This window comes from Streptomyces sp. NPDC102360, from assembly GCF_044766085.1.
Lineage (GTDB): Bacteria > Actinomycetota > Actinomycetes > Streptomycetales > Streptomycetaceae > Streptomyces.
In genome coordinates this window covers 318,900-339,576 of the sequence record NZ_JBIWLG010000009.1, presented here as the reverse complement: position 1 = coordinate 339,576, position 20,677 = coordinate 318,900, and the positions used below count along the sequence as shown (strand labels likewise).

General features: G+C 70.2%; 20 protein-coding genes and 1 pseudogene. 15 read left to right on the top strand and 6 right to left on the bottom strand.

The window, feature by feature from the left end; genetic code table 11:
- Window positions 1-51: 51 nt before the first annotated feature.
- Window positions 52-1,245, top strand: a complete 1,194-nt coding sequence (locus ACIRHA_RS31185) for an RtcB family protein (RefSeq protein ID WP_403852779.1) — start codon at window positions 52-54, stop codon at window positions 1,243-1,245.
- A gap of 44 nt (window positions 1,246-1,289) precedes the next feature.
- Here ACIRHA_RS31185 and ACIRHA_RS31180 read toward each other — a convergent pair whose 3' ends face one another.
- Complete coding sequence (locus tag ACIRHA_RS31180; RefSeq protein WP_403852777.1) at window positions 1,290-2,090, bottom strand: LAGLIDADG family homing endonuclease; 801 nt, start codon at window positions 2,088-2,090, stop codon at window positions 1,290-1,292.
- Window positions 2,091-2,334: 244 nt separating this feature from the next.
- Between ACIRHA_RS31180 and ACIRHA_RS31175 the strand changes: the two genes are divergently transcribed.
- On the top strand, window positions 2,335-3,105 hold the full coding sequence (locus ACIRHA_RS31175; RefSeq protein ID WP_403852775.1) for an SDR family NAD(P)-dependent oxidoreductase: 771 nt from the start codon (window positions 2,335-2,337) through the stop codon (window positions 3,103-3,105).
- Window positions 3,092-3,283 carry a hypothetical protein gene (locus ACIRHA_RS31170; RefSeq protein WP_403852773.1) on the top strand — a complete coding sequence of 64 codons (192 nt, stop codon included), beginning with the start codon at window positions 3,092-3,094 and terminating at the stop codon, window positions 3,281-3,283. Before ACIRHA_RS31175 ends, ACIRHA_RS31170 begins: the two co-directional genes overlap by 14 nt.
- 23 nt (window positions 3,284-3,306) lie before the next feature.
- On the opposite strand, the gene ACIRHA_RS31165 is transcribed toward ACIRHA_RS31170, so the two are convergent.
- A complete protein-coding gene (locus ACIRHA_RS31165; RefSeq protein WP_403852895.1) occupies window positions 3,307-4,110 on the bottom strand; it encodes a DUF6597 domain-containing transcriptional factor in 804 nt (267 codons plus the stop codon).
- 106 nt (window positions 4,111-4,216) lie between these two features.
- Here ACIRHA_RS31165 and ACIRHA_RS31160 point away from each other — a divergent pair, with 106 nt between their 5' ends.
- From ACIRHA_RS31160 to ACIRHA_RS31150, 3 genes are all read left to right on the top strand, one after another.
- Window positions 4,217-4,819 carry a TIGR03086 family metal-binding protein gene (locus ACIRHA_RS31160; protein ID WP_403852771.1) on the top strand — a complete coding sequence of 201 codons (603 nt, stop codon included), beginning with the start codon at window positions 4,217-4,219 and terminating at the stop codon, window positions 4,817-4,819.
- Between the two features lie 98 nt (window positions 4,820-4,917).
- Window positions 4,918-6,021 (top strand): LLM class flavin-dependent oxidoreductase, encoded by a 1,104-nt coding sequence (locus ACIRHA_RS31155; RefSeq protein WP_403852893.1) that lies wholly within the window; start codon window positions 4,918-4,920, stop codon window positions 6,019-6,021.
- Window positions 6,018-6,665, top strand: coding sequence for a CE1759 family FMN reductase (locus tag ACIRHA_RS31150; protein WP_403852769.1), 648 nt, complete (start codon window positions 6,018-6,020; stop codon window positions 6,663-6,665). Before ACIRHA_RS31155 ends, ACIRHA_RS31150 begins: the two co-directional genes overlap by 4 nt.
- A gap of 236 nt (window positions 6,666-6,901) precedes the next feature.
- Here the strand turns inward: ACIRHA_RS31150 and ACIRHA_RS31145 are convergent.
- A pseudogene (locus tag ACIRHA_RS31145) lies at window positions 6,902-8,113 on the bottom strand (glycosyltransferase family 4 protein); the annotation flags it as partial.
- Between the two features lie 205 nt (window positions 8,114-8,318).
- Between ACIRHA_RS31145 and ACIRHA_RS31140 the strand changes: the two are divergent.
- Window positions 8,319-9,185, top strand: a complete 867-nt coding sequence (locus tag ACIRHA_RS31140) for an LLM class flavin-dependent oxidoreductase (RefSeq protein ID WP_403852767.1) — start codon at window positions 8,319-8,321, stop codon at window positions 9,183-9,185.
- A gap of 7 nt (window positions 9,186-9,192) precedes the next feature.
- On the opposite strand, the gene ACIRHA_RS31135 is transcribed toward ACIRHA_RS31140, so the two are convergent.
- Window positions 9,193-9,789: a hypothetical protein gene (locus tag ACIRHA_RS31135; RefSeq protein WP_403852766.1), complete on the bottom strand. Its 597-nt coding sequence runs from the start codon at window positions 9,787-9,789 to the stop codon at window positions 9,193-9,195.
- A 207-nt stretch (window positions 9,790-9,996) separates the two neighbouring features.
- Here ACIRHA_RS31135 and hemL point away from each other — a divergent pair, with 207 nt between their 5' ends.
- The 7 genes from hemL (at window position 9,997) to ccsB (ending at window position 17,701) form a co-directional block, all read left to right on the top strand.
- The gene (gene hemL, locus ACIRHA_RS31130; protein ID WP_403852765.1) at window positions 9,997-11,322 is read left to right on the top strand and encodes a glutamate-1-semialdehyde 2,1-aminomutase; all 1,326 of its coding nucleotides are present in this window, start codon (window positions 9,997-9,999) and stop codon (window positions 11,320-11,322) included.
- The gene (locus tag ACIRHA_RS31125) at window positions 11,319-12,011 is read left to right on the top strand and encodes a histidine phosphatase family protein (RefSeq protein ID WP_403852763.1); all 693 of its coding nucleotides are present in this window, start codon (window positions 11,319-11,321) and stop codon (window positions 12,009-12,011) included. The genes hemL and ACIRHA_RS31125 overlap by 4 nt, the downstream gene beginning before the upstream one ends.
- Before the next feature lie 177 nt (window positions 12,012-12,188).
- Entirely contained in the window at window positions 12,189-13,436 is a 1,248-nt protein-coding gene (locus ACIRHA_RS31120; RefSeq protein WP_403852761.1) for a hypothetical protein, read from the top strand.
- A gap of 66 nt (window positions 13,437-13,502) precedes the next feature.
- Complete coding sequence (locus ACIRHA_RS31115; RefSeq protein ID WP_403852759.1) at window positions 13,503-14,123, top strand: TlpA family protein disulfide reductase; 621 nt, start codon at window positions 13,503-13,505, stop codon at window positions 14,121-14,123.
- A gap of 6 nt (window positions 14,124-14,129) precedes the next feature.
- Complete coding sequence (locus ACIRHA_RS31110; protein ID WP_403852757.1) at window positions 14,130-14,894, top strand: cytochrome c biogenesis CcdA family protein; 765 nt, start codon at window positions 14,130-14,132, stop codon at window positions 14,892-14,894.
- Window positions 14,895-14,897: 3 nt separating this feature from the next.
- Window positions 14,898-16,622 carry a cytochrome c biogenesis protein ResB gene (locus ACIRHA_RS31105; protein WP_403852755.1) on the top strand — a complete coding sequence of 575 codons (1,725 nt, stop codon included), beginning with the start codon at window positions 14,898-14,900 and terminating at the stop codon, window positions 16,620-16,622.
- Window positions 16,619-17,701, top strand: a complete 1,083-nt coding sequence (gene ccsB / locus ACIRHA_RS31100; RefSeq protein ID WP_403852753.1) for a c-type cytochrome biogenesis protein CcsB — start codon at window positions 16,619-16,621, stop codon at window positions 17,699-17,701. The genes ACIRHA_RS31105 and ccsB overlap by 4 nt, the downstream gene beginning before the upstream one ends.
- 62 nt (window positions 17,702-17,763) lie before the next feature.
- Here the strand turns inward: ccsB and ACIRHA_RS31095 are convergent, their stop codons facing one another.
- Window positions 17,764-18,744: an isopenicillin N synthase family dioxygenase gene (locus tag ACIRHA_RS31095; RefSeq protein WP_403852751.1), complete on the bottom strand. Its 981-nt coding sequence runs from the start codon at window positions 18,742-18,744 to the stop codon at window positions 17,764-17,766.
- Between the two features lie 112 nt (window positions 18,745-18,856).
- On the opposite strand from ACIRHA_RS31095, the gene ACIRHA_RS31090 reads away from it, so the two are divergent.
- A complete protein-coding gene (locus tag ACIRHA_RS31090; RefSeq protein WP_403852750.1) occupies window positions 18,857-20,125 on the top strand; it encodes a PucR family transcriptional regulator in 1,269 nt (422 codons plus the stop codon).
- On the opposite strand, the gene ACIRHA_RS31085 is transcribed toward ACIRHA_RS31090, so the two are convergent.
- Window positions 20,074-20,667: a TetR/AcrR family transcriptional regulator gene (locus ACIRHA_RS31085; protein WP_403852748.1), complete on the bottom strand. Its 594-nt coding sequence runs from the start codon at window positions 20,665-20,667 to the stop codon at window positions 20,074-20,076. The two genes, ACIRHA_RS31090 and ACIRHA_RS31085, sit on opposite strands and share 52 nt — an antisense overlap.
- Window positions 20,668-20,677: the final 10 nt, after the last annotated feature.

Below are 20,677 nucleotides of genomic sequence, written 5' to 3'. Positions count from 1 at the left end.
TCGCATGTTTCACCACGTGCGGGCCAACTCATCCAATCCTCGGGGGATTTCATGTCATACGTAGAGGTTCCGGGCGCCAAGGTCCCGATCCGCATGTGGGCCGACCCGGCCACGGTCGAGGGTGCCGCGATGCAGCAGCTCCAGAACGTGGCGACGCTCCCCTGGATCAAGGGCCTGGCCGTCATGCCCGACGTCCACTACGGAAAGGGCGCCACGGTCGGCTCGGTGATCGCGATGCAGGGCGCGGTCTGCCCGGCGGCGGTCGGCGTCGACATCGGCTGCGGCATGAGCGCGGTGAAGACATCCCTGACCGCCAACGACCTCCCCGGCGACCTCTCCCGCCTCCGCTCCAAGATCGAGCAGGTGATTCCGGTGGGCCGGGGGATGCATGACGAGCCGGTGGATCCGGGGCGGTTGCATGGGTTCGCCACCGGCGGGTGGGACGACTTCTGGGGGCGGTTCGGTGGGATCGCGGATGCGGTGAAGTTCCGGGAGGGGCGGGCTGCGAGGCAGATGGGGACGCTCGGGTCCGGCAACCACTTTGCAGAAGTGAATATTTGCGATTCTGGTTCGGTCTGGCTCATGCTGCACTCCGGTTCCCGCAACATCGGCAAGGAACTGGCGGACCACCACATCGGTATCGCGCAGGGGCTGCCGCACAACCAGAACCTCGTCGACCGCGACCTGGCCGTGTTCATCTCGGAAACACCGCAGATGGCGGCGTACCGAAATGATCTGTACTGGGCGCAGGAGTACGCCCGTTACAACCGGTCGATCATGATGGCACTCTTCAAGGACGTCATCCGCAGGGAGTTCAAGAAGGCGAAGCCGACCTTCGCGCCCGAGGTGAGCGCTCACCATAATTACGTCAGCGAAGAACGCTATGACGGTATGAACCTGCTCGTCACCCGCAAGGGCGCGATCCGCGCGGGCTCCGGCGAGTACGGGATCATCCCCGGCTCCATGGGTACGGGCTCGTACATCGTGAAGGGCCTCGGCAACGCTGCGTCCTTCAACTCCGCGTCGCACGGGGCGGGCCGGAAGATGAGCCGGAACGCCGCGAAGAAGCGCTTCTCGACGCGTGACCTGGAGGAGCAGACGCGGGGCGTGGAGTGCCGCAAGGACTCCGGCGTCGTGGACGAGATCCCGGGCGCGTACAAGCCGATCGAGCAGGTCATCGATCAGCAGCGGGACCTGGTGGAGGTCGTGGCCAAGCTCAAGCAGGTCGTCTGCGTCAAGGGATGAGCCGGCGGGGTCGGCGCTGTTGCTCGATCCCGCCGACTCGTGGGCTACTGGTTGCTGGGCGGTAGCAGTCGGCCGTTCCTGAGTCGCCAGAGTCGGATGTAGCAACTCTTCTCGGTACGGTCGAGCTCCTGGGCTGTGGCTGCGGGGTCAGACGTTCTGAGCAGGATCTCGTCCTCTTGAGGCGTCCAGGAGCGGCGAGCCGGCCACTTCCTCATGCTGGCTGGACGAACCCATGAAGCAGCCGTCTCGGCCTTGACTTGCTTGCGGCCGAGCGACAGGCATCCCGGGTAGTAGAGGTTTGCGCAGAGCGACTGTGCCGCTTCCTTGTAGTACGTGACGTTGTACACCTGGTCGCGCGTGTTGCGTTTCGGCTCGCGCGTAACGCCCGTGAGTCGGCCTGCGTAGGAACACAGGTAGAGGCTGATGGCCGTGCTGGATGTCGTGAGCGAGATGAACGGCACCCCGCCTTCCGCCTCGCCGACCGACCCGTCGGCGTCGACCAGGCCGCGCAGGTAGTCGCGGTGCGAGAAGACGCCGTTCGGAGGGGCGATCTTCTTCGACTTCGGGCCGTACGGCATTCCGAGACCATTGAGGGTCGCGCGTGCCTCCGAGGAGCACAGCCGCCACGTGGCCGAGTGATAGGACTCGGCGAAGTTCGTAGATCGGATCCGCTCCGTGACGCTGCTGTCGTAGGGCGTCAACTGCTTGAATCTGTAGAGGAGATCGATGTCGCGGACGCTGACCTCGAGCGTCAGCCGGCCCTTCTGGCCCGGCCCTTGTCCGAGGTGTCCATCCGCTTGCAGGAACCCAAACATGTACGCGTAGTCGGGCATGTCGAGGTCCATGAACCGCGCCGCCCCTGCAGCGCTAGGCTCGCGTTCAGCCATGGGAAGTGTTGCCTTCCTCTTGGTCAGGCCTCCGGCCGGGACTGCAATCCCGCCGGGGGCCGTTCTGTTTTCGGTTGTCGTTCGTGACGCTAGCCCGCGCGTTCCCGGCCCGTCCGGGTGATCGAGCGGCGTCACCCGTGTGAGTGTCGCGCGTACCCTGGGGCTCGATTCCTGGATCGTCGCCGAAAGGTAGGGCAAGACCATGGCTCCCGCCCCCGCATCCCGTATCGCCGTCGTCACGGGCGCGAGCAGTGGCATTGGTGCCGCTACCGCCCGGCGGCTGGCGGCCGAGGGGTACCGCGTGGTGCTCACGGCTCGTCGGCAGGACCGGATCGAGGCGGTCGCGAAGGAGATCGAGGCTGCTGGGCACAGTGCGGTCGCGTATGCGTTGGACGTGACCGACCGGGCTGCCGTCGACGAGTTCGCTTCGGCGTTCAAGACCATTGGCGTGTTGGTGAACAACGCCGGGGGTGCGCTCGGCGCGGACTCCATCGCCACCGGGGATCCGGATCAGTGGCGGCAGATGTACGAGACGAATGTCATCGGCACGCTCAATGTGACGCAGGCGTTGCTGCCGGCCTTGACCGCGAGTGGGGACGGGACTGTGGTCGTGCTGTCGTCGACCGCTGGGCTCGGGACCTATGAAGGTGGGGGCGGGTACGTCGCCGCCAAGCATGGGGAGCACGTGCTCGCGGAGACGTTGCGGCTGGAGATCGTCGGGACGCCGGTGCGGGTCATCGAGGTCGCGCCAGGGATGGTGAAGACCGACGAGTTCGCGCTGACCCGGTTCGGCGGGGACGAGGCCAAGGCTGCCAAGGTGTACCAGGGCGTCGCCGAGCCGCTGAGTGCGGACGACGTCGCCGACACGATCGGCTGGGCCGTGACCCGGCCGCCGCACGTGAACATTGACCTGCTGGTGGTGCGGCCGCGTGCTCAGGCGTCCAACACCAAGGTGCACCGTGAGCAGTCCTAGCCCCGAGCAGGCGGGGCCGCCCGATCCGCTCGACGTGCTTCAGCGCGAGTACGACGAGCGGCGGCGCGCGGAGGAGAAGCGCGGCGAGCGGTACATGTGGTGGTACCTGGGGTACTTCCTGTTCGGGATTCATATCGTGGCGTTCGTGATGATCTTCGCGATCAACCACGCCAACTAGCACGGCGACCGGCACTGCCCGTCTCAGCCTGCGTACGCCGTCGGGGGCACCCCCACCGTCGCCGTGAAGTCCCGTACGAGGTGGGCCTGGTCCGCGTAGCCGAGGTCGGCGGCGAGTGCGGCCCAGTCGATGTCGTGCCGGGCCGCTGCCGTCTCCACGGCCTCGTGGATGCGGAAGCGCAGGATGCACCACTTGGGGCTGACGCCCACGTACGCGTGGAAGAGGCGTTGCAGCGACCGCACCGTCATGCCCTCGGCCTGCGCGAAGTCGGCGACGCGGCGGACCCCGCGGTCGGCCCTTATGCGGTCGACCAGGCCGGCCGCGAGCTCGGCCTGCGGGTCGGGTTCGGCGGGGGCCAGCGGCAGCAGGTACGCGTCGAGGACGGCGATCCGGCCGGTGTCGTCGGCGGGGGAGAGGACGGCCGCGGGATCCGTGGCCGGGAAGACCTCTTCGTAGGGCAGGACCCGGCCCGTCCACTGCGCGACCGGCGCGTCCGGTGCGAACGGCCGGAACGCCCCCGGCCGGAACTTCACCCCGCACACCTTTCCCCGCCCGTGGATCTTGCGGGTGTAGAGGCCGGGCGCGGCGACGCCGGTCAGCTCCCCGTACGGCGGCTGGTCGATGTCGTCCTGCTGGAAGGTGAGGTGCACGGACGGGTGGGGCAGCACGTTCGAGGCGTAGGGCTCCGGCAGGTCCCAGTCGATGAACCAGTAGTGCTCGACGTACCGGCGCAGCGGCCCGGCGGGCTCGTGATGGCGCAGCCGGACGCGCGTGAGCAGCGCGGTCGGGTCGACGATCCCGCGGGTGTCGGGGCGGTCCGGTGACATCTCCGGTGACATGGGAAGAGCGTAGAGCGGGGCACTGACAGTGGCCGTGGGCTCGTGCGTCGTGTTTCTTCAAGCCGGGCGGGCCGCGTGCTCGTAGCGTCGAGGTATGGACACGAACGAGAAGCAGACGCAGAAGCAGAAGCAGGCCAAGCCCCTTGGCGGGCTGCTCGCCGCGGCCGTCTCCCGGGCCGTTCCCGTCGTCGCCGGGATCGAGGACAAGGTCCTCGACGCTCGCACGCCGTGCGCGGACTACGACGTGAAGACCCTGGCCAACCATCTCCTTCACGTGGTCGTCGAGTTCCAGAAGCTCGCGGTGAAGCAGGACTCTGACTTCTCCTCGCCGCCGGACTACGTGGCGCGGGCCGGCTGGCGGGAGCGGTTCGCGCGTGAGGCGGAGGCGCTCGTCGAGGCCTGGTCCACGCCGGGTGCGTTGGAGGGGACGACCGGGGCGATGAACATGCCGGCGCGGACCGTGGGCGGTATGGCGTTGCTGGATCTGACGGCGCACGCGTGGGATCTGGCGCGGGCGACCGGGCAGTCGTACGAGGCCGATCCGGCGGTGGTGGCGGAGCTCACGGAGGTGGTGGAGCGGCTGGCGCCGACGGGCCGGGAGATGGGGGTGTTCGGGGCGGCGGTGCCGGTGGGTGCGGACGCGGATCCGTTCGCGCGCTTGCTCGCCGCTACGGGTCGGGATCCGTACGGGCACTAGCGAGCCGGGAGGGCGCGGGAATAGCGCGCGACCTCGCACCGTTCCGGAGGTATAGTTGAAGCGTCAACAACCTGCGGAAGGTGAGCAAGGTGAGCAGCATGCAGTTCGGGATCTTCACCGTCGGTGATGTCACGCCCGACCCGACGACCGGACGCGCCCCGAGCGAGCACGAGCGGATCAAGGCCATGCTCGCCATCGCGCAGAAGGCGGAGGAGGTCGGCCTCGACGTCTTCGCGACCGGTGAGCACCACAACCCGCCGTTCGTCCCGTCCTCGCCGACGACGATGCTCGGCCACATCGCGGCCCGCACCGAGAACCTGATCCTCTCCACGTCCACGACGCTGATCACCACGAACGACCCGGTGAAGATCGCCGAGGACTTCGCGATGCTCCAGCACGTCGCGGACGGCCGGGTCGACGTGATGATGGGCCGCGGCAACACCGGCCCGGTCTACCCGTGGTTCGGCAAGGACATCCGCGACGGCATCGACCTCGCCATCGAGAACTACGCGCTGCTGCGCCGCCTCTGGGACGAGGACGTCGTCACCTGGAAGGGCAAGTTCCGCACGCCGCTCCAGTCCTTCACGTCCACGCCCCGCCCGATGGACGGCGTCGCGCCCTTCGTCTGGCACGGCTCCATCCGCTCGCCGGAGATCGCCGAGCAGGCCGCGTACTACGGCGACGGCTTCTTCCACAACCACATCTTCTGGCCCGCCTCGCACACCAAGCAGATGGTGAACCTGTACCGGCAGCGCTATGCCCACTACGGGCACGGCACGCCGGAGCAGGCGATCGTCGGGCTCGGTGGCCAGGTGTTCATGCGTCGCAACTCCCAGGACGCGGTGCGGGAGTTCCGCCCGTACTTCGACAACGCGCCGGTGTACGGCCACGGTCCGTCCCTGGAGGAGTTCACCTCGCAGACGCCGCTGACCGTCGGTTCGCCGCAGGAGGTCATCGAGCGGACGCTGTCCTTCCGGGACTATGTGGGCGACTACCAGCGCCAGCTGTTCCTCATGGACCACGCGGGGCTTCCGCTCAAGACGGTTCTGGAGCAGCTCGACCTGCTGGGCGAGGAGGTCGTGCCGGTGCTGCGCAAGGAGTTCGCGAACAAGCGTCCTGCGAACGTGCCGGACGCGCCCACGCACGCGGCGCGGGTCGCGGCGGCGACTTCGGCTTCGGTTTCGGAAGGGAGCGCGGAATGAAGCTCGTCGTCGTCTCGGCGGGGCTGAGTGCCCCGTCGTCGACCCGGCTGCTCGCCGACCGGCTGGCCGCCGCGACCACGGAGCGCGTGGACGCCGAGGTCGAGGTGCTCGAACTGCGTGACTACGCCACGGAGATCGCGCAGCACTTCGTCACCGGTTTCCCGCCGGCCCGGCTCGCCGCCGCGCTCGACGCGGTGGCGGCGGCGGACGGCCTGATCGCGGTCTCGCCGGTGTTCTCGGGCTCCTACAGCGGGTTGTTCAAGTCGTTCTTCGACCTGATCGACAAGGACGCACTGACCGGCAAGCCCGTGCTGATCGGCGCGACGGGTGGCACGGCCCGCCACTCCCTGGTCACGGAGCACGCGCTGCGTCCACTGTTCACGTACCTGCGGGCGGTCGTCCTTCCCACGGCGGTCTACGCGGCGTCGGAGGACTGGGGCGAGGAGGGCCTCGCGACCCGGATCGCCCGTGCGGGCGGGGAGTTGGCGCGGCTCATGGCCCCTTCCGCGCAGACCCCCGACGTCGACACCGCCGCGGCCATCGCCCCCCGCTCCCTCCACGGCGCGATCACCTCGGTCGATCCGGAGGACGGCTTCGAGGTTGTCCCCTTCGCGGAACGACTGGAGGCGCTGCGGGTTGGCTGAGCCGTTGTCTCCCCCCACCCCGCCCCTTCCCGAAAGCCCTGCCGGACGGGCCTGCTCAATCGCCGCAGGGGCTTGATAATCAAGCCCCTGCGGCAAAATCAAGCCCCGCCGGCGTTTGAGGCGCGGAGCCCCGTGGCATGTGCGGGCGGCGTCGGCAAATCAAGCCTCGCCGGCGTTTGAGGCGCGGGGTTCGGGGCGGAGCCCCGTGGCGTAGGCGGCGCGGGGCCGGCCACTCACCGTCCCCCACGGCGGAGCCGGTTCGTGGCGCGGGCGCGGAGCCGCTGCCACGCCCGGCGCCGGCGAGTCGCCGACAGGTCCGCGAAGAGGGCCGCATAGCGGGCCACGATCGGCTCCGGGTCGTACCGGTGCGCGGAGGTGATCGCCGCCGCGCCCATCTTCCGGCGGGCCGGCTCGTCCTCGATGAGGTCCATGACCGTCTCGGCGAGCGCACTCGCGTTCCCCACGGGGACGAGCCGCCCGTCGACCCCGTCCGTGATGATCTCGGCGGGACCGAGCGGCGCGTCCGTCGAAACCACCGGCACCCCGCACCGCATCGCCTCCACCAGCGTCATCCCGAAGGACTCCGCGTCCGAGGCGCTCACCACGATCGACGCCCGCGCGAACTCCGGCTCGATCGGTGACACCGTCCCCATGAGCCGGGCCCGGCCGCCAAGACCGAGCTCGTCCACGAGAGCCCGCAGACGCGGTTCCCGCCGGCCGCCGCCGTAGATCCGCAGCTCCCAGTCCGGATGCTTCGCCGACACCGCGGAGAAGGCCTCCAGGAGCAGGTCGTAGCGCTTGCCGGGGGTGAGCCTGCCCGCCGCGGCGATGATCTTCGAGCTGCCGTCCGACGGCGGCACATCGGTCGGCGGCACGATGTTCGGCACGGAGAGGATCCGCACGCCGGGCAGCCGCATCCTGGCCCGGTACACATCCGCGTCCTCCTCCGTGACCGTGACCAGGGCGTCCAGCGCCCTGTAGCGCCGGGCGAGTGTCCTGAGCAGTCGGCCGCTGTGCGCGTCGTGCCGCAGGTGTTCCTGCGCGATCCGCAGCGCCCGCTTCGGCCCCCACTGGGCCAGGTAGACATTGAGGCCGGGCCGCGTCCCGATGACGACGTCGGCCTCGCACCGGTCCTCCAGGTACTCGCGTACCCGCAGGTCGTGCAGCAGCGTGTACTGGTGGTGGCGCTTGTCGGCGGTGGGGTAGACCCGCGCTCGTTTCCCGTACGCGGGGTGGAGCTTGTCGGGCGTACCGGCATGCAGGTCCACCAGGGGTACGAGGGTGATCCGCGGGTCGACCGGGAAGCGTGGGGTCTCCCGGTGCCGGGAGAGCGACACGATCTCCACCTCGTGGCCGCCGTGCTCGATGAGCGCGGCGGCGAGGTTGAGCGTGGTGCGCGCCGTGCCGCCGACGGCGTACACGTTGTGCAGCAGGAACGCGATCTTCATGTGCGCATGTGTTCCCCGGAAGGCGCGCGCCGCGGGTGAGAGCCGGGGAAGAAGCCCTTCGGCCGCCCACCGAACAGGCGATCCGCCGCCTCGGCCCCGACCGTGCCGCTCTCTGTGCCGCTCTCCGTGCCGCTCTCCGTGCCGCTCTCCGGGCAGGACGCGCGGCGCCCTGTCGGGCGGGCGCTCCGGCCGACATCATGGCCGCATGCGCTATTCGGTCAACATCCCGAACTTCGGTGACTTCGCCGACGCCCACACCGTCGCCCGTACGGCCGTCGCGGCCGAACAGGCGGGCTGGGACGGCCTGTTGTTGTGGGACCACGTCGTGCACGACAAGAAGGTGCAGCGCGGTAAGCCCTTCGGCGACCCGTGGATGCTGCTGACGGCGGCGGCCCTGGCCACGTCCCGGCTCAAGGTCGGCACGCTCGTCACGGCCGTGCCCCGCTACCGGCCCGAGCAACTCGCCCGCCAGGTCGCCACGTTGGACGCGCTCAGCGGTGGCCGCGTCGTGTTCGGCGCCGGTCTCGGCGGCCCCGCCGACGACGAGTACGGGAGCTTCGGCGACACCGTCGACCGGACCGTGCACGCCGAACGCCTCGACGAGGGCCTCGACTTGCTCGCCCAGTACTGGTCGGGCGCGGAGGTGGACCACGACGGCGCCCACTTCCGCGTACAGGAGACGCAGCTGCTGCCCGCGACCGTGCAGCGGCCCCGCCCGCCCGTCTGGATCGGCGGCTTCTGGCCGGCCCGGCGGCCGATGCGCCGGGCGGCCCGCTGGGACGGCGCGGCCCCGTTGTTCGCCGACGCCCTGCACGGTGTGTCGCCGCGTCCGGAGCGGTTCGCGGAGGTCGTCCGGTACGTGAACGGGCACCGGGAGTCCGCGGAGGGCCCCTTCGAGTTCGTCGTCGGCGGGCTCACGCCACCCGGTAAGGCGGCCGCGCTCGACGTCGTGGGGCCGCTGGCCGACGCGGGGGCCACCTGGTGGGACGAGCGGCAGTTGCAGACGGGCGGGTCGATCGACTCGTACGAGGCGGTGCTGCGAAGGATCGAGGCGGGGCCGCCGGAGCTGTAGGGGCCCGCTACGGCCACACCAGGCAGTACGCCTGATGCCCCGCATCGTGCAGCCGGTGGCTGAAGTCCTGCCACTCGTGCAGCAGTTGGTACACGTTGAACGCGTCGCGCGGGCCGCCGCGGTCGGGGACCGTGGACCAGATGAACGCCGCGGCGCCGACGGACTCCTCGCCGACCCCGCGCAGCGGGTCGACGACCGTCATGGGGAGCTTGACCACCGCGTAGTCGGGGTGCAGGACGACGAGTTCCAGGGGCGGGACCTTGTGCAGCGGTATGCCCTCTATGCCGGTGAGGACCATCGCGGCCATCGTCTCCGGTTTGATCTTGGTGAACATGCCGCCCATGCCCAGCTCGTCACCGCCGAGCTCCTCGGGGCGCATGGAGATCGGGACGCGGGCTGCCGTGGCGCCGTCGGGCGCGCCGAAGTATTTGTACGTCACCCCCACCCGGCCACCATTCCCGATGTCCCCGTCCCTGACGTCCCCGTCCCTGATGTCCCTGGCCGCTACGCCCTCTGCGTCCTCTTCGCGCCGGTGCTTCCCCCGCCGGGCACGCCGGGGGCCGAGGTCACCGGTCCCCTCGCCCAGTCCGCCACCGCGATGCATATCTCCACCCGACTGCTGTTCCCCAGGGCGCACAGGCCCCTTTTGTAGGCCGCGCGACCACCTGCGCGCAACCCGATCATCGTGTCAGTGACCTCCCCCACGGTCCCCCGCCGAAACGTGTCGCCGCGGTGTGGCGCGAGGCAGAGTCTAGAGTCCCCGCGGGTCCGCGCGCCGGGGCGCGAGAGGGTGGGCCGTACGCTGAGAGGTATGGCAGAGGCGAACAACACTCCCTATCCCTATGAGGCACCCGCGTCGCAGGGGCTTTTCGACCGTGCGGAAGCGGTCACGCCCGGTGGCGTGAACTCGCCCGTGCGCGCGTTCCGTGCGGTGGGCGGAACGCCCCGGTTCATGGTGTCCGGTAACGGTCCGTATCTCACCGATGCCGACGGGCGCGAGTACGTCGACCTCGTGTGCTCGTGGGGGCCGATGATCCTCGGCCATTCCCACCCCGAGGTCATCGCGGCCGTGCAGGAGGCCGTCGCGCGCGGCACCTCCTTCGGTACGCCGGGCGCGGGGGAGGTCGAGCTGGCCGAGGAGATCGTCCAGCGGATCGACCCCGTCGAGCAGGTGCGGCTCGTGTCCTCCGGGACGGAGGCGACCATGTCGGCGATCCGGCTCGCCCGCGGGTTCACGGGTCGGGCGAAGGTCATCAAGTTCGCCGGGTGCTACCACGGGCACGTCGACGCGCTGCTCGCCGCCGCGGGTTCCGGCGTCGCCACGCTGGGCCTGCCGGACACTCCGGGTGTCACGGGCGCGCAGGCCGGCGACACGATCGTCCTGCCGTACAACGACATCGAGGCCGTGCGGGCCGCGTTCGCCGCGCACCCCGGCGAGATCGCCTGCGTCATCACGGAGGCCTCGCCCGGCAACATGGGCGTCGTGCCGCCCAAGGCGGGCTTCAACCAGGGGCTCAAGGACGTGTGCGCCGAGAACGGCGCGCTGTTCGTCTCCGACGAGGTGATGACCGGCTTCCGTACGTCGAAGGCCGGCTGGTTCGGCGTCGACGGTGTGGTGCCCGACCTGATGACCTTCGGCAAGGTCATGGGCGGTGGCTTCCCCGCCGCCGCGTTCGGTGGCCGTGCCGACGTGATGGCGCACCTCGCCCCGGCGGGCCCTGTCTACCAGGCGGGCACGCTGTCCGGTAACCCCGTCGCCACCGCCGCGGGCGTCGCCCAGCTGCGGCTGCTCGACGACGCGGCGTACGCCAAGGTGAACGCGACGAGCGAGCAGCTGCGTTCGCTGGTCTCGCAGGCGCTCACCAAGGAAGGTGTCGCGCACCGCGTGCAGAACGCGTCCAACATGTTCACCGTGTTCTTCACGGAGAACGAGGTCACCAACTACGAGGACGCGAAGCGGCAGGACGCCTTCCGCTTCGGCCCGTTCTTCCACTCGATGCTGGAGCAGGGCGTGTACCTGCCGCCTTCGGCCTTCGAGTCCTGGTTCGTCTCGACGGCCCACGACGAGCGGGCGATCGCGCGCATCGAGGCCGCGCTGCCGGCCGCCGCCCGCGCCGCCGCGAAGGCCACGGCATGAGCGCCCCGAAGTCCGGCGACGACATCACCGTCGTCCATCTGATGCGCCACGGCGAGGTGCACAACCCGGACGGCATCCTGTACGGGCGCCTGCCCGACTACCACCTCTCCGACCTCGGCCGCCGGATGGCCGACCGGGTCGCCGAGCACCTCTCCGCGCGCGACATCACGCACGTCGTGGCGTCCCCGCTGGACCGGGCGCAGGAGACGGCGACGCCGATCGCGAAGGCGCACGGCCTCGACCTGGACGGCGACGAGCGGCTCATCGAGGCGGGCAACGTCTTCCAGGGCAAGACCTTCGGCGTCGGCGACGGCGCGCTGAAGAACCCGGAGAACTGGAAGCACCTGGTCAACCCGTTCAAGCCGTCCTGGGGCGAGCCGTACGTCGACCAGGTCGTGCGGATGATGGGCGCGCTCGACGCGGCGAAGGACGCGGCGCGCGGGCACGAGGCGGTGTGCGTCAGCCACCAGCTGCCCATCTGGATCGTGCGGTCGTACGTCGAGAAGCGGCGCCTGTGGCACGACCCGCGCAAGCGGCAGTGCACGCTCGCCTCGCTGACGACGTTCACGTACCAGGGCGACAAGATCGTGTCCGTGGGCTACAGCGAGCCCGCCATCGATCTCGTCCCGGCTCATCTGCGGGCGGGCGCGAAGCCGGTCAAGGGCAAGGACAAGGCCTTCGGGGCCTGAGCCCGGGGAAACGGCTCGGCAACAACTCCGCGAAAGGCCGCCGTCAACACGGCGGCCTTTCGCGTACCTCTTCAAATCGCCGCAAAACCGGACCGTTTACCGGAACCCGCGTGTTCCACATGCCCTCTTCCCGGGCGCCCCTGTGAATGGGGTGGCGTGAGGAATGGGGACAACGGTATGTGGGACGTGGGTCGCAGGGGACTGCTCGGACTCGGCGCGGGCGCTGCGGCAGGGGCGCTGCTCGCCGGGTGCGGTACGGGCGGTACGGGCGGTGCGTCGAGGGTCGGTCCGGAGCGGCACGGCAAGGCGGGCCCGCCCGGCCGGAAGCAGTTGAGACCCATCGGCGACGGCTCGACGGCGTACACCGGGCCCCAGCCCCACCAGCCTGGCAGGCCGGAGCGGCTCGAACCCGGCCAGAAGCCGCCGCAGTTCGTGGTCTTCTCCTGGGACGGCGCGGGTGAGGTGGGCAATGGTCTCTTCCCGCGCTTCCTGAAGCTCGCCGAGGACCACGGCGCGCACATGACGTTCTTCCTCTCGGGCCTGTACCTGCTGCCCGAGTCGAAGCAGCGCCTCTACCGTCCGCCGAACAACCCGGTGGGCGCCTCCGACATCGGTTACCTGACCGACGCGCACATCAAGGAGACCCTGAAGTACGTCCGCCGTGCCTGGCTCGAAGGGCACGAGATCGGCACGCACTTCAACGGGCACTTCTGCGCGGGATCCGGATCCGTCGCCAACTGGACGCCCGCGCAGTGGCGCGACGAGATCGAGCAGGCCACGTCCTTCGTGAAGAAGTGGCGTACGCACACGGGCTGGGAGGACCTGCCCGCGCTGCCCTTCGACTACGACAAGGAACTCGTCGGCGGCCGCACGTCCTGTCTGCTCGGCCAGAACAGCCTGCTGCCCACCGCCCGCGAACTCGGCTGGCGCTACGACGCGTCCTCGCCGGGCGGCGTGCAGCGGTGGCCGGACAAGCGGCTCGGGGTCTGGGATCTGCCGTTGCAGGCCGTCCCGTTCCCCGGCCGGAGCTTCGAGGTCCTGTCGATGGACTACAACATGCTGGCCAACCAGTCCCTCAACTCCACGCGCGCGCCCGCCGCCAACTACCCGGGCTGGAGACGGCAGTCCACGCAGGCGTACATCCAGGGATTCAAGCGGGCATACGAGACGAACCGGGCGCCGTTCTTCATCGGCAACCACTTCGAGGAGTGGAACGGCGGCATCTACATGGACGCCGTCGAGGACGCGCTGAAGCACATCGCGGGCACCGCCGAGAAACACCGTGACGTGCGGCTCGTCTCCTTCCGGCAGTTCGCCGACTGGCTCGACGCGCAGGACCCGAAAACGCTGGCGAAGCTGCGTACGCTCGACGTGGGACAGCGGCCCTCCGAGGGCTGGCGCACGTTCCTCGCAAACCCCTCCTGAAGTGGGATTTTCCCAGCGCGAGGGGGGTGCGGAAGATCCCCTAAACAGACATGCGAAACTTTTCACATGAGTGCCGCCTCCCGCACCCCCCGCACCACCGCGACGAAGCGCCGCGCCGCCAAGCTGACCGTAGGTGCCGCCGTCGCGGCCCTCGCGCTGACGGCCTGCGGCTCCGGCGGTACGTCGGGCGGCGGCAACAACACCAACTTCGTCACCGGGTCCGGCGGCATCGCCACCGTCAAGAAGGGCGAGCGGCACGACGCCCCCTCCCTGAAGGGCAAGGACCTCGAGGGCAAGCAGCTCGACATGTCCGACTACAAGGGCAAGGTCGTCGTCCTCAACGTCTGGGGCTCCTGGTGCCCGCCGTGCCGCGCCGAGGCCCCGAACTTCGTGAAGGTCGCCAAGGACACCGAGAAGCAGGGCGTCCAGTTCCTCGGCATCAACACCCGGGACCCCCGCACCAGCCCGGCCAAGAAGTTCGAGGAGGCCTACGGGGTCCCGTACCCGAGCTATTACGACCCGACGGGCCGGCTGCTCCTCAAGTTCGAGAAGGGCACGCTCAACCCGCAGGCCATCCCCTCGACGATCGTCGTCGACCGCGAGGGGAAGATCGCCGCGCGTTCGCTCAAGCCACTCAGCGAGAAGGCCCTGCGCAAGATGGTCGCGCCGGTCATCGCGGAGAAGTGAGCGAAGGTGAGCTCCTCCCTCGTCACACTCGCCGCCGGTGACACCGTCACGGACGGCGCGCTGCTCCTGGCCGTCCCCGTGGCTCTCCTCGGCGGCCTGGTCTCCTTCTTCTCGCCGTGCGTACTGCCCCTCGTCCCCGGCTACCTGTCGTACGTGACCGGCATCACCGGCACCGACCTGATGGAGCAGCGGCGGGGCCGGATGGCGGCGGGCGCCAGCCTGTTCGTGCTCGGATTCACCGCCGTCTTCGTCTCCGGCGGCGCGCTGTTCGGCTTCTTCGGGCAGACGCTCCAGGAGTACCAGGGGGTGCTGAGCAAGGTGCTCGGCGTCCTCATGATCCTCATGGGCGTCTTCTTCATGGGCTTCATGCCCTGGGTGACGCAGCGGGAGATCCGCTTCCACAAGAAGCCCGCCGCCGGCCTGGCCGGAGCCCCGGTCCTCGGCGCGCTGTTCGGCATCGGCTGGACGCCCTGCATCGGCCCGACCCTCGCCTCCGTGATCGGCCTCTCCTCGGTGCAGAGCACCGCCGGCCGCGGGGCCATACTGACCATCGCGTACTGCCTCGGTCTCGGCCTGCCCTTCGTGCTCGCCGCGATCGCCTTCCGCAAGGCGCTCGGCGCGTTCGGCTGGGTCAAGCAGCACTACACGTGGGTGATGCGCATCGGCGGCATCATGATGATCCTGACCGGAGTTCTTCTGCTCACGGGCGCGTGGGACGCCCTCGTGGGGCAGATGCGGACCTGGTCCACCGGCTTCCAGGTGGGAATCTGATCCATGAGCAAGACGACCGACGACGTCCAGAGCGGTGGCGACCCCACTGAGCTCGAAGCCGCGTCACAACTGAGCACCGCTCCACAAGAGGACCGGTCGCCCACCCTGCCCAAGCTCGGTGTCATCGGCTGGGTCCGCTGGTTCTGGCGGCAGCTCACCTCGATGCGGGTCGCCCTGATCCTGCTGTTCCTGCTCTCCCTCGGCGCCATCCCCGGCTCCCTGATCCCGCAGGAGGGCACGGACCCGACCAAGGTCGCCGACTTCCGCGAGGCCCACGGGACGCTCGCGTCGGTCTACGACAAGATCGGCTTCTTCCACGTCTACGGCTCGGTGTGGTTCTCCGCGATCTACCTGCTGCTGTTCATCTCCCTCATCGGCTGCATCGTGCCGCGCACCTGGCAGTTCGTCGGGCAGCTGCGCGGCCGCCCGCCGGGTGCGCCCAAGCGGCTCGGCCGGCTGCCCGCGTACGCGACGTGGCGGACCGGGGCCGACCCCGAGCAGGTGCGCACCGCCGCCCTCGCGATGATGAAGAAGCGCCGCTACCGCGCGCACCTCGCGGGCAACGCGGTCGCCGCCGAGAAGGGGTACCTGCGCGAGGTCGGCAACCTCGCCTTCCACATCGCGCTGATCGTGATGCTGATCGCCTTCGCCTGGGGCCAGCTGTTCAAGTTCGAGGGCGGCAAGCTCGTCACCGAGGGCGACGGGTTCGCCAACACCCTCACCCAGTACGACGACTTCAAGTCCGGCAACCTCTTCGACAGCGACCACGACCTGTCGCCGTTCAGCTTCACGCTCGACAAGTTCACGGCCACGTACGAGCGCACCGGGCCCGAAAAGGGCACGCCGCGCGTCTTCCGTGCGGATGTCAACTACACCGAGGGTTCGGGCGACAAGACGAAGAAGGCGAAGATCGAGTCCAACCACCCGCTGGACATCGACGGCACCAAGATCTTCCTCAACGGGCACGGCTACGCGGTCCCCGTCACGGTCCGCGACGGCAAGGGCAAGGTCGTCTCGGAGCAGACCGTGCCGATGCTGCCGATCGACTCCAACATCTCCTCGCAGGGCGCCATCAAGGTGATGGACGGCTACCGCGACGCCAAGGGCAAGAAGGAACAGCTGGGCTTCGCCGCCTGGTTCGTCCCGACGTTCGCGGGCGCGGGCAAGGGCACGATGCTGTCCCAGTTCCCCGGGCTCGACTACCCCGTCCTCGCGCTGAACGCGACCCACGGCGACCTCGGCGTGGACGCCGGCCTTCCGCAGAACGTGTACCAGCTGGACACCTCGCACATGAAGGCCTTCAAGGACTCCAAGGGCAAGGCGCTCAAGCAGCGGCTGCTGCCCGGCGAGACGATGAAGCTGCCGAACGGGGCGGGCTCCATCACGTTCGACAAGGACATCAAGGAATGGGTCACCTTCCAGATCTCCCACCAGCCCGGTGACACCTGGGCACTCGGCGGCGCCATCGCCGCGATCTTCGGCCTCGCCGGGTCCCTGTTCATCCAGCGCCGCCGCGTCTGGGTGCGCGCCGTCGAGGGCCCCGACGGGGTGACCGTCGTCGAGATGGCGGGCCTCGGCCGCAGCGAGTCCGCGAAGCTGCCGGAGGAGCTGGGCTCCTTGGTCGAGCAGCTGCACAACGAGGCGCCGAGCGCCCCCGCCCCCAGTCAACCCACAGCAACCTCCGCATCAACCACCGCTGTTCCTGCCGCCGAAGGGGCTGAGAAGTGACTCTCGCCGCCGCAGTCAACGAGAACCTGGCTCACACCAGTAACGTCCTCATCTACTCGTCGATGGCCGTGTATCTGCTCGCGTTCTTCGCGAACATGGCCGAGTGGATCTTCGGTAGCCGCAGCAAGGTCGGCCGAACGGCCGCCGCGCTGACCGGCAAGGCCGAGGAGAAGGCCGCCGCGCCCGCCGTCACGGTCCAGCAGAAGGGCTCCACGGCCGTCCTCGACCGGCCGCAGGTCGTCACCCGTGCCGCCGCCGGCGCGCGCGATGTGCCTGACGGGCCCGGCGCCGCCGCCGGTGACGCGCAGGGCGACCTGTACGGGCGCATCGCCATCTCTCTCACGGCCCTTGCGTTCATCATCGAGTTCGGCGGCGTGCTCACGCGCGCGCTCTCGGTGGAGCGGGCCCCGTGGGGCAACATGTACGAGTTCTCCATCACCTTCTCCACCGTGGCCGTCGGCATCTACCTGGTGCTGCTCGCGCTGAAGAAGAACGTGCGCTGGCTCGGCCTGCCCCTGGTCATCACGGTCCTGCTCGACCTCGGCCTCGCCACCACCGTGCTGTACACGTCCAGCGACCAACTGGTGCCGGCGCTGCACTCGTACTGGCTGTACATCCACGTCTCGACGGCGATCTTCTGCGGCGCGGTCTTCTACGTCGGCGCGGTCGGCACGCTCCTGTACCTCTTCAAGGACTCCTACGAGAACAAGCTCGCGACCGGCGGACAGCCCGGCCGGTTCGCGACCTCCGTCATGGAGCGGCTGCCCGCCTCGCAGTCCCTGGACAAGTTCTCGTACCGCGTGAACGCGGCCGTCTTCCCGCTGTGGACGTTCACGATCATCGCGGGCGCCATCTGGGCCGGCGACGCGTGGGGCCGCTACTGGGGCTGGGACCCCAAGGAGACCTGGTCGTTCATCACCTGGGTCGCCTACGCCTGCTACCTGCACGCCCGCGCGACCGCCGGCTGGAAGGGCCGCAAGGCCGCCTACCTGGCGCTGATCGCCTTCGGCTGCTGGATCTTCAACTACTACGGCGTGAACATCTTCGTCACGGGCAAGCACTCGTACGCCGGGGTGTGACCCCCCCCTCAGCGCAGTGGTGAAAGGCCGGTCCCGCGGGGCCGGCCTTTCGCGTACGCGGGTCAGACCACCGTGATCGCGTCCAGCTTCCCGCGCAGATACGTGTGCGAGTCCACCGGCTCGTACGCGACGCGGCCCTTCGGGGCGGGCAGCGGCTCGACCCTCGTGCGCGGGTCGCACTCGTAGAAGTAGACGAGCGACATCAGCTCCTCGGCGGGCGTGTCCGCCGGCGGCGGCAGGACGCGGTGCCGGCCGGAGCGCCAGCGGTCGCCGGTCCAGCGGGCCATCAGATCGCCGATGTTGATGGTGAAGGCGTCCGGATCGTACGGGGCGTCCTCCCAGCCGCCCTCGTCCGTGAACACCTGGAGGCCGCCCTTCCCGGCCTGCCGGTCGAGCACCGTCACCGTGCCGAAGTCGGTGTGCGGGCCGATCCGGAACTGGCCGGGCTCCGGGGTGCCGACGACCTCCGTGCCCGGATACCAGTTGATGTTGAAGCCCCAGGTGGGGTGCGCGGTGTGCCGGGTGAAGAAGTCGGCGGGTTCGGCGAGGGCGACCGCGAGGAGTTCGAGCAGCCGGTCGGAGAGCGTCCGCATCTGCTCCAGGTACGTCTCCACGAGTGCGCGCAGCTCGGGCGATTCGGCCGGGAAGACGTTCTCGCCCGACCACTCGGCGCGCACCGCCGGGTCGTCGAAGGCCGTCGCCGTGGCGAAGGACAGGGACTCCTTCAGGTCGGGCGGTGTCTCGGTGCCCTCGGAGTAGCCGTTGGCTTCGGCGCCCGGGCCGAGCCAGCCGCGGCCGCCGACCTGGACGCTGTACGGCTCCTTCACGGACGCGGGCAGCCGGAAGAAGCCGCGGGCCGCGTCCCGGATCCGGGTGCGCAGGCCCGGGTCGACGCCGTGGCCGGTGACCAGCAGGAACCCGGCCGTGCGCAGCGCGTCGTCGACGGTGGCGGCGATCGCGTCACGGGCCTGTGGATCGCCGGACATCCACGGCAACAGGTCGATGGTCGGAATGCGGGGCGCGGCGCCCGGGGAAGCGGTCATGTGGTCCACTCTCGTGGCGCCGAAACACCGGGGCAACGTGCGGGGCGTACTGTCCCGGCCGTCCCCACCCCGACGGAATGTCCGCACGCGCGCGTGCCCACCGGGAGGCCCCGTGTCCGCTCTCACGCTCCGCGAGATCCTGCGCCTCGACGTCGTCGGCGGCGCCGAACCCGAACTGCTCGCAGGGGAGGGCGGGTTGGACCGGCCCGTGCGCTGGGTGCATTCCAGCGAGGTGTACGAAGGTGCGGGCTTCCTGGACGGCGGGGAGCTGCTGCTGACGAACGGGTTCGCGTTCCTCGACGCCGACGAGGGTGCGCTGCGCCGCTACGTACGGGAGTTGACGGCGCGCGGGGCGGTGGGCCTCGCCGTGGAGGTGGGGCGGTCCCTGGAGCGTATGCCGTCCGAAGTGGTGGCAGCGGCACGGGAGTTGGGTTTCCCGTTGGTCGCGTTGCGGCGGGTCGTGCCGTTCGTGCGGATCGCGGAGGCCGCGAACCGGGCCATCGTCACCCACGGGCTCGCCGCCCGCCCCGCGGTGACGCTGCGGGGCGCCGACCACTCGGCCGCGCTGCTCGCCGACCTGGCCGAGCGGCAGGCGCTCAACCAGCCTGAGGTGCAGGCGCGTTCGGCGCTCGCCGGGTTCCGGCCGGGGCCCGGGGTGCGGCTCGTCGGGGTCTCCGTGCACGGTCCGGCGGCGGCGGCCCGTGCGGCGGTCGACCGGGTGGCGGGGCAGGGCGCGCTGTGTGCGGCGTTCCCCGGTGACGTGCTCGCGCTCGTGGCGGGGCCCGCGGGGCGGGACACGGTGCGCGCGGTCCTCGACGCCTTCCGTGGGGCGGCCGCGCCGGGGCTCACGGTGGCGGTCGGTCCCGCGGTCGCCGCGGACGACGGGTGGCTGCGCTGGAGCGACACGCTGCGCACGGCCCGTACGACGCTGGAGCTGGCGCTGACCGTACCTGCGGCCGAACCGGCGCTCGCCGAAGGGCCGTTGGTGACGTCCTCGCGGTCGCTCGCCCTGGAGCGGGAGCTGACCCGGGGCGGTGTGGAGGCCAACCGGGAGCGGCTGACGCGGCTCGTCGGCGATGTCCTCGGACCGCTCCTCCAGTGGCAGGCGGCGTACGGCAGCGACCTCGTGCGCACCCTGGAGGTGCATCTGCGGCACGGCTGCAGCCCCACGCGTACCGCCGCGCTCCTGCACATCGGACGGCAGTCCTTCTACCAGCGCCTGGAGCGCATCGAGTCGCTGCTCGGCGCGGAGGTCGGCGACCCGGAACTGCTCGGTGAGCTACTTCAGGCGGCGTGCGCGGCCCGGGTCGTGCGGGCCGGGCGGGCCGGTCAGGGGGCCAGCGAGCGCCAGATCCGCTCCGACAGGACGCGCGCGGCGTGATCGAGGTCGGTCTCGTGCGTCCCGGCGAGCCAGCCGCGCGCGAGGCCGACGACCGGGCCGAGCACCAGCGCCTCGATGAGCGGCGCGGGCAGCGGGGCGATCGCTCCGGAGTCGACGTGCTGCCGCATCCACTCGGTGAGCGGGGAGAGCCGGGCCTCCTGCGCGTCGCGCAACTGGCGGGCCTGCGCCATCCCCAGCCGGTCCGCGTACGAGGAGTGCAACAGGCGGGAGGCATCGGGGTGTTCGCGGATGAAGCGCAGATACGTTTCGACCACCGCGCGGATCCCGGTGCGCGGGGCGCGGGAGCGTTCGAGGGCCGCGGTGAGTTCGTCGAGGAGCCGGCCGAGCCAGCGCAGCAACAGCGCCTGCATCAGCCCGTCGACGCTGCCGAAGTGGTGGTACAGGCTGCCGGGACTGGCCCCGCCCGTGTGCGTCAGGGAGCTGACGGTGATGCCCTGCTCGCCCGCGTCCGCGTAGACGCGCAGCGCGGCATCCAGGAGGCGGTCGACGGTTTCCGCGCCGCGCTGTTGCTTGGGGCTCATGTCGACGACC

Excerpts from the sequence above, each read along its gene's own strand:
- ACIRHA_RS31165 (WP_403852895.1), bottom strand. The coding sequence starts at position 4,110 with ATGTCACCGGACCGCCCCGACACCCGCGGGATCGTCGACCCGACCGCG.
- ACIRHA_RS31140 (WP_403852767.1), top strand. The coding sequence starts at position 8,319 with ATGCGCTATTCGGTCAACATCCCGAACTTCGGTGACTTCGCCGACGCC.
- ACIRHA_RS31150 (WP_403852769.1), top strand. The coding sequence starts at position 6,018 with ATGAAGCTCGTCGTCGTCTCGGCGGGGCTGAGTGCCCCGTCGTCGACC.
- ACIRHA_RS31135 (WP_403852766.1), bottom strand. The coding sequence starts at position 9,789 with ATGCATCGCGGTGGCGGACTGGGCGAGGGGACCGGTGACCTCGGCCCC.
- ACIRHA_RS31160 (WP_403852771.1), top strand. The coding sequence starts at position 4,217 with ATGGACACGAACGAGAAGCAGACGCAGAAGCAGAAGCAGGCCAAGCCC.
- ACIRHA_RS31120 (WP_403852761.1), top strand. The coding sequence starts at position 12,189 with ATGTGGGACGTGGGTCGCAGGGGACTGCTCGGACTCGGCGCGGGCGCT.
- ACIRHA_RS31175 (WP_403852775.1), top strand. The coding sequence starts at position 2,335 with ATGGCTCCCGCCCCCGCATCCCGTATCGCCGTCGTCACGGGCGCGAGC.
- ACIRHA_RS31125 (WP_403852763.1), top strand. The coding sequence starts at position 11,319 with ATGAGCGCCCCGAAGTCCGGCGACGACATCACCGTCGTCCATCTGATG.
- ACIRHA_RS31095 (WP_403852751.1), bottom strand. The coding sequence starts at position 18,744 with ATGACCGCTTCCCCGGGCGCCGCGCCCCGCATTCCGACCATCGACCTG.
- ACIRHA_RS31155 (WP_403852893.1), top strand. The coding sequence starts at position 4,918 with ATGCAGTTCGGGATCTTCACCGTCGGTGATGTCACGCCCGACCCGACG.
- ACIRHA_RS31085 (WP_403852748.1), bottom strand. The coding sequence starts at position 20,667 with ATGAGCCCCAAGCAACAGCGCGGCGCGGAAACCGTCGACCGCCTCCTG.
- hemL (WP_403852765.1), top strand. The coding sequence starts at position 9,997 with ATGGCAGAGGCGAACAACACTCCCTATCCCTATGAGGCACCCGCGTCG.
- ACIRHA_RS31115 (WP_403852759.1), top strand. The coding sequence starts at position 13,503 with ATGAGTGCCGCCTCCCGCACCCCCCGCACCACCGCGACGAAGCGCCGC.
- ACIRHA_RS31180 (WP_403852777.1), bottom strand. The coding sequence starts at position 2,090 with ATGGACCTCGACATGCCCGACTACGCGTACATGTTTGGGTTCCTGCAA.
- ACIRHA_RS31105 (WP_403852755.1), top strand. The coding sequence starts at position 14,898 with ATGAGCAAGACGACCGACGACGTCCAGAGCGGTGGCGACCCCACTGAG.
- ACIRHA_RS31185 (WP_403852779.1), top strand. The coding sequence starts at position 52 with ATGTCATACGTAGAGGTTCCGGGCGCCAAGGTCCCGATCCGCATGTGG.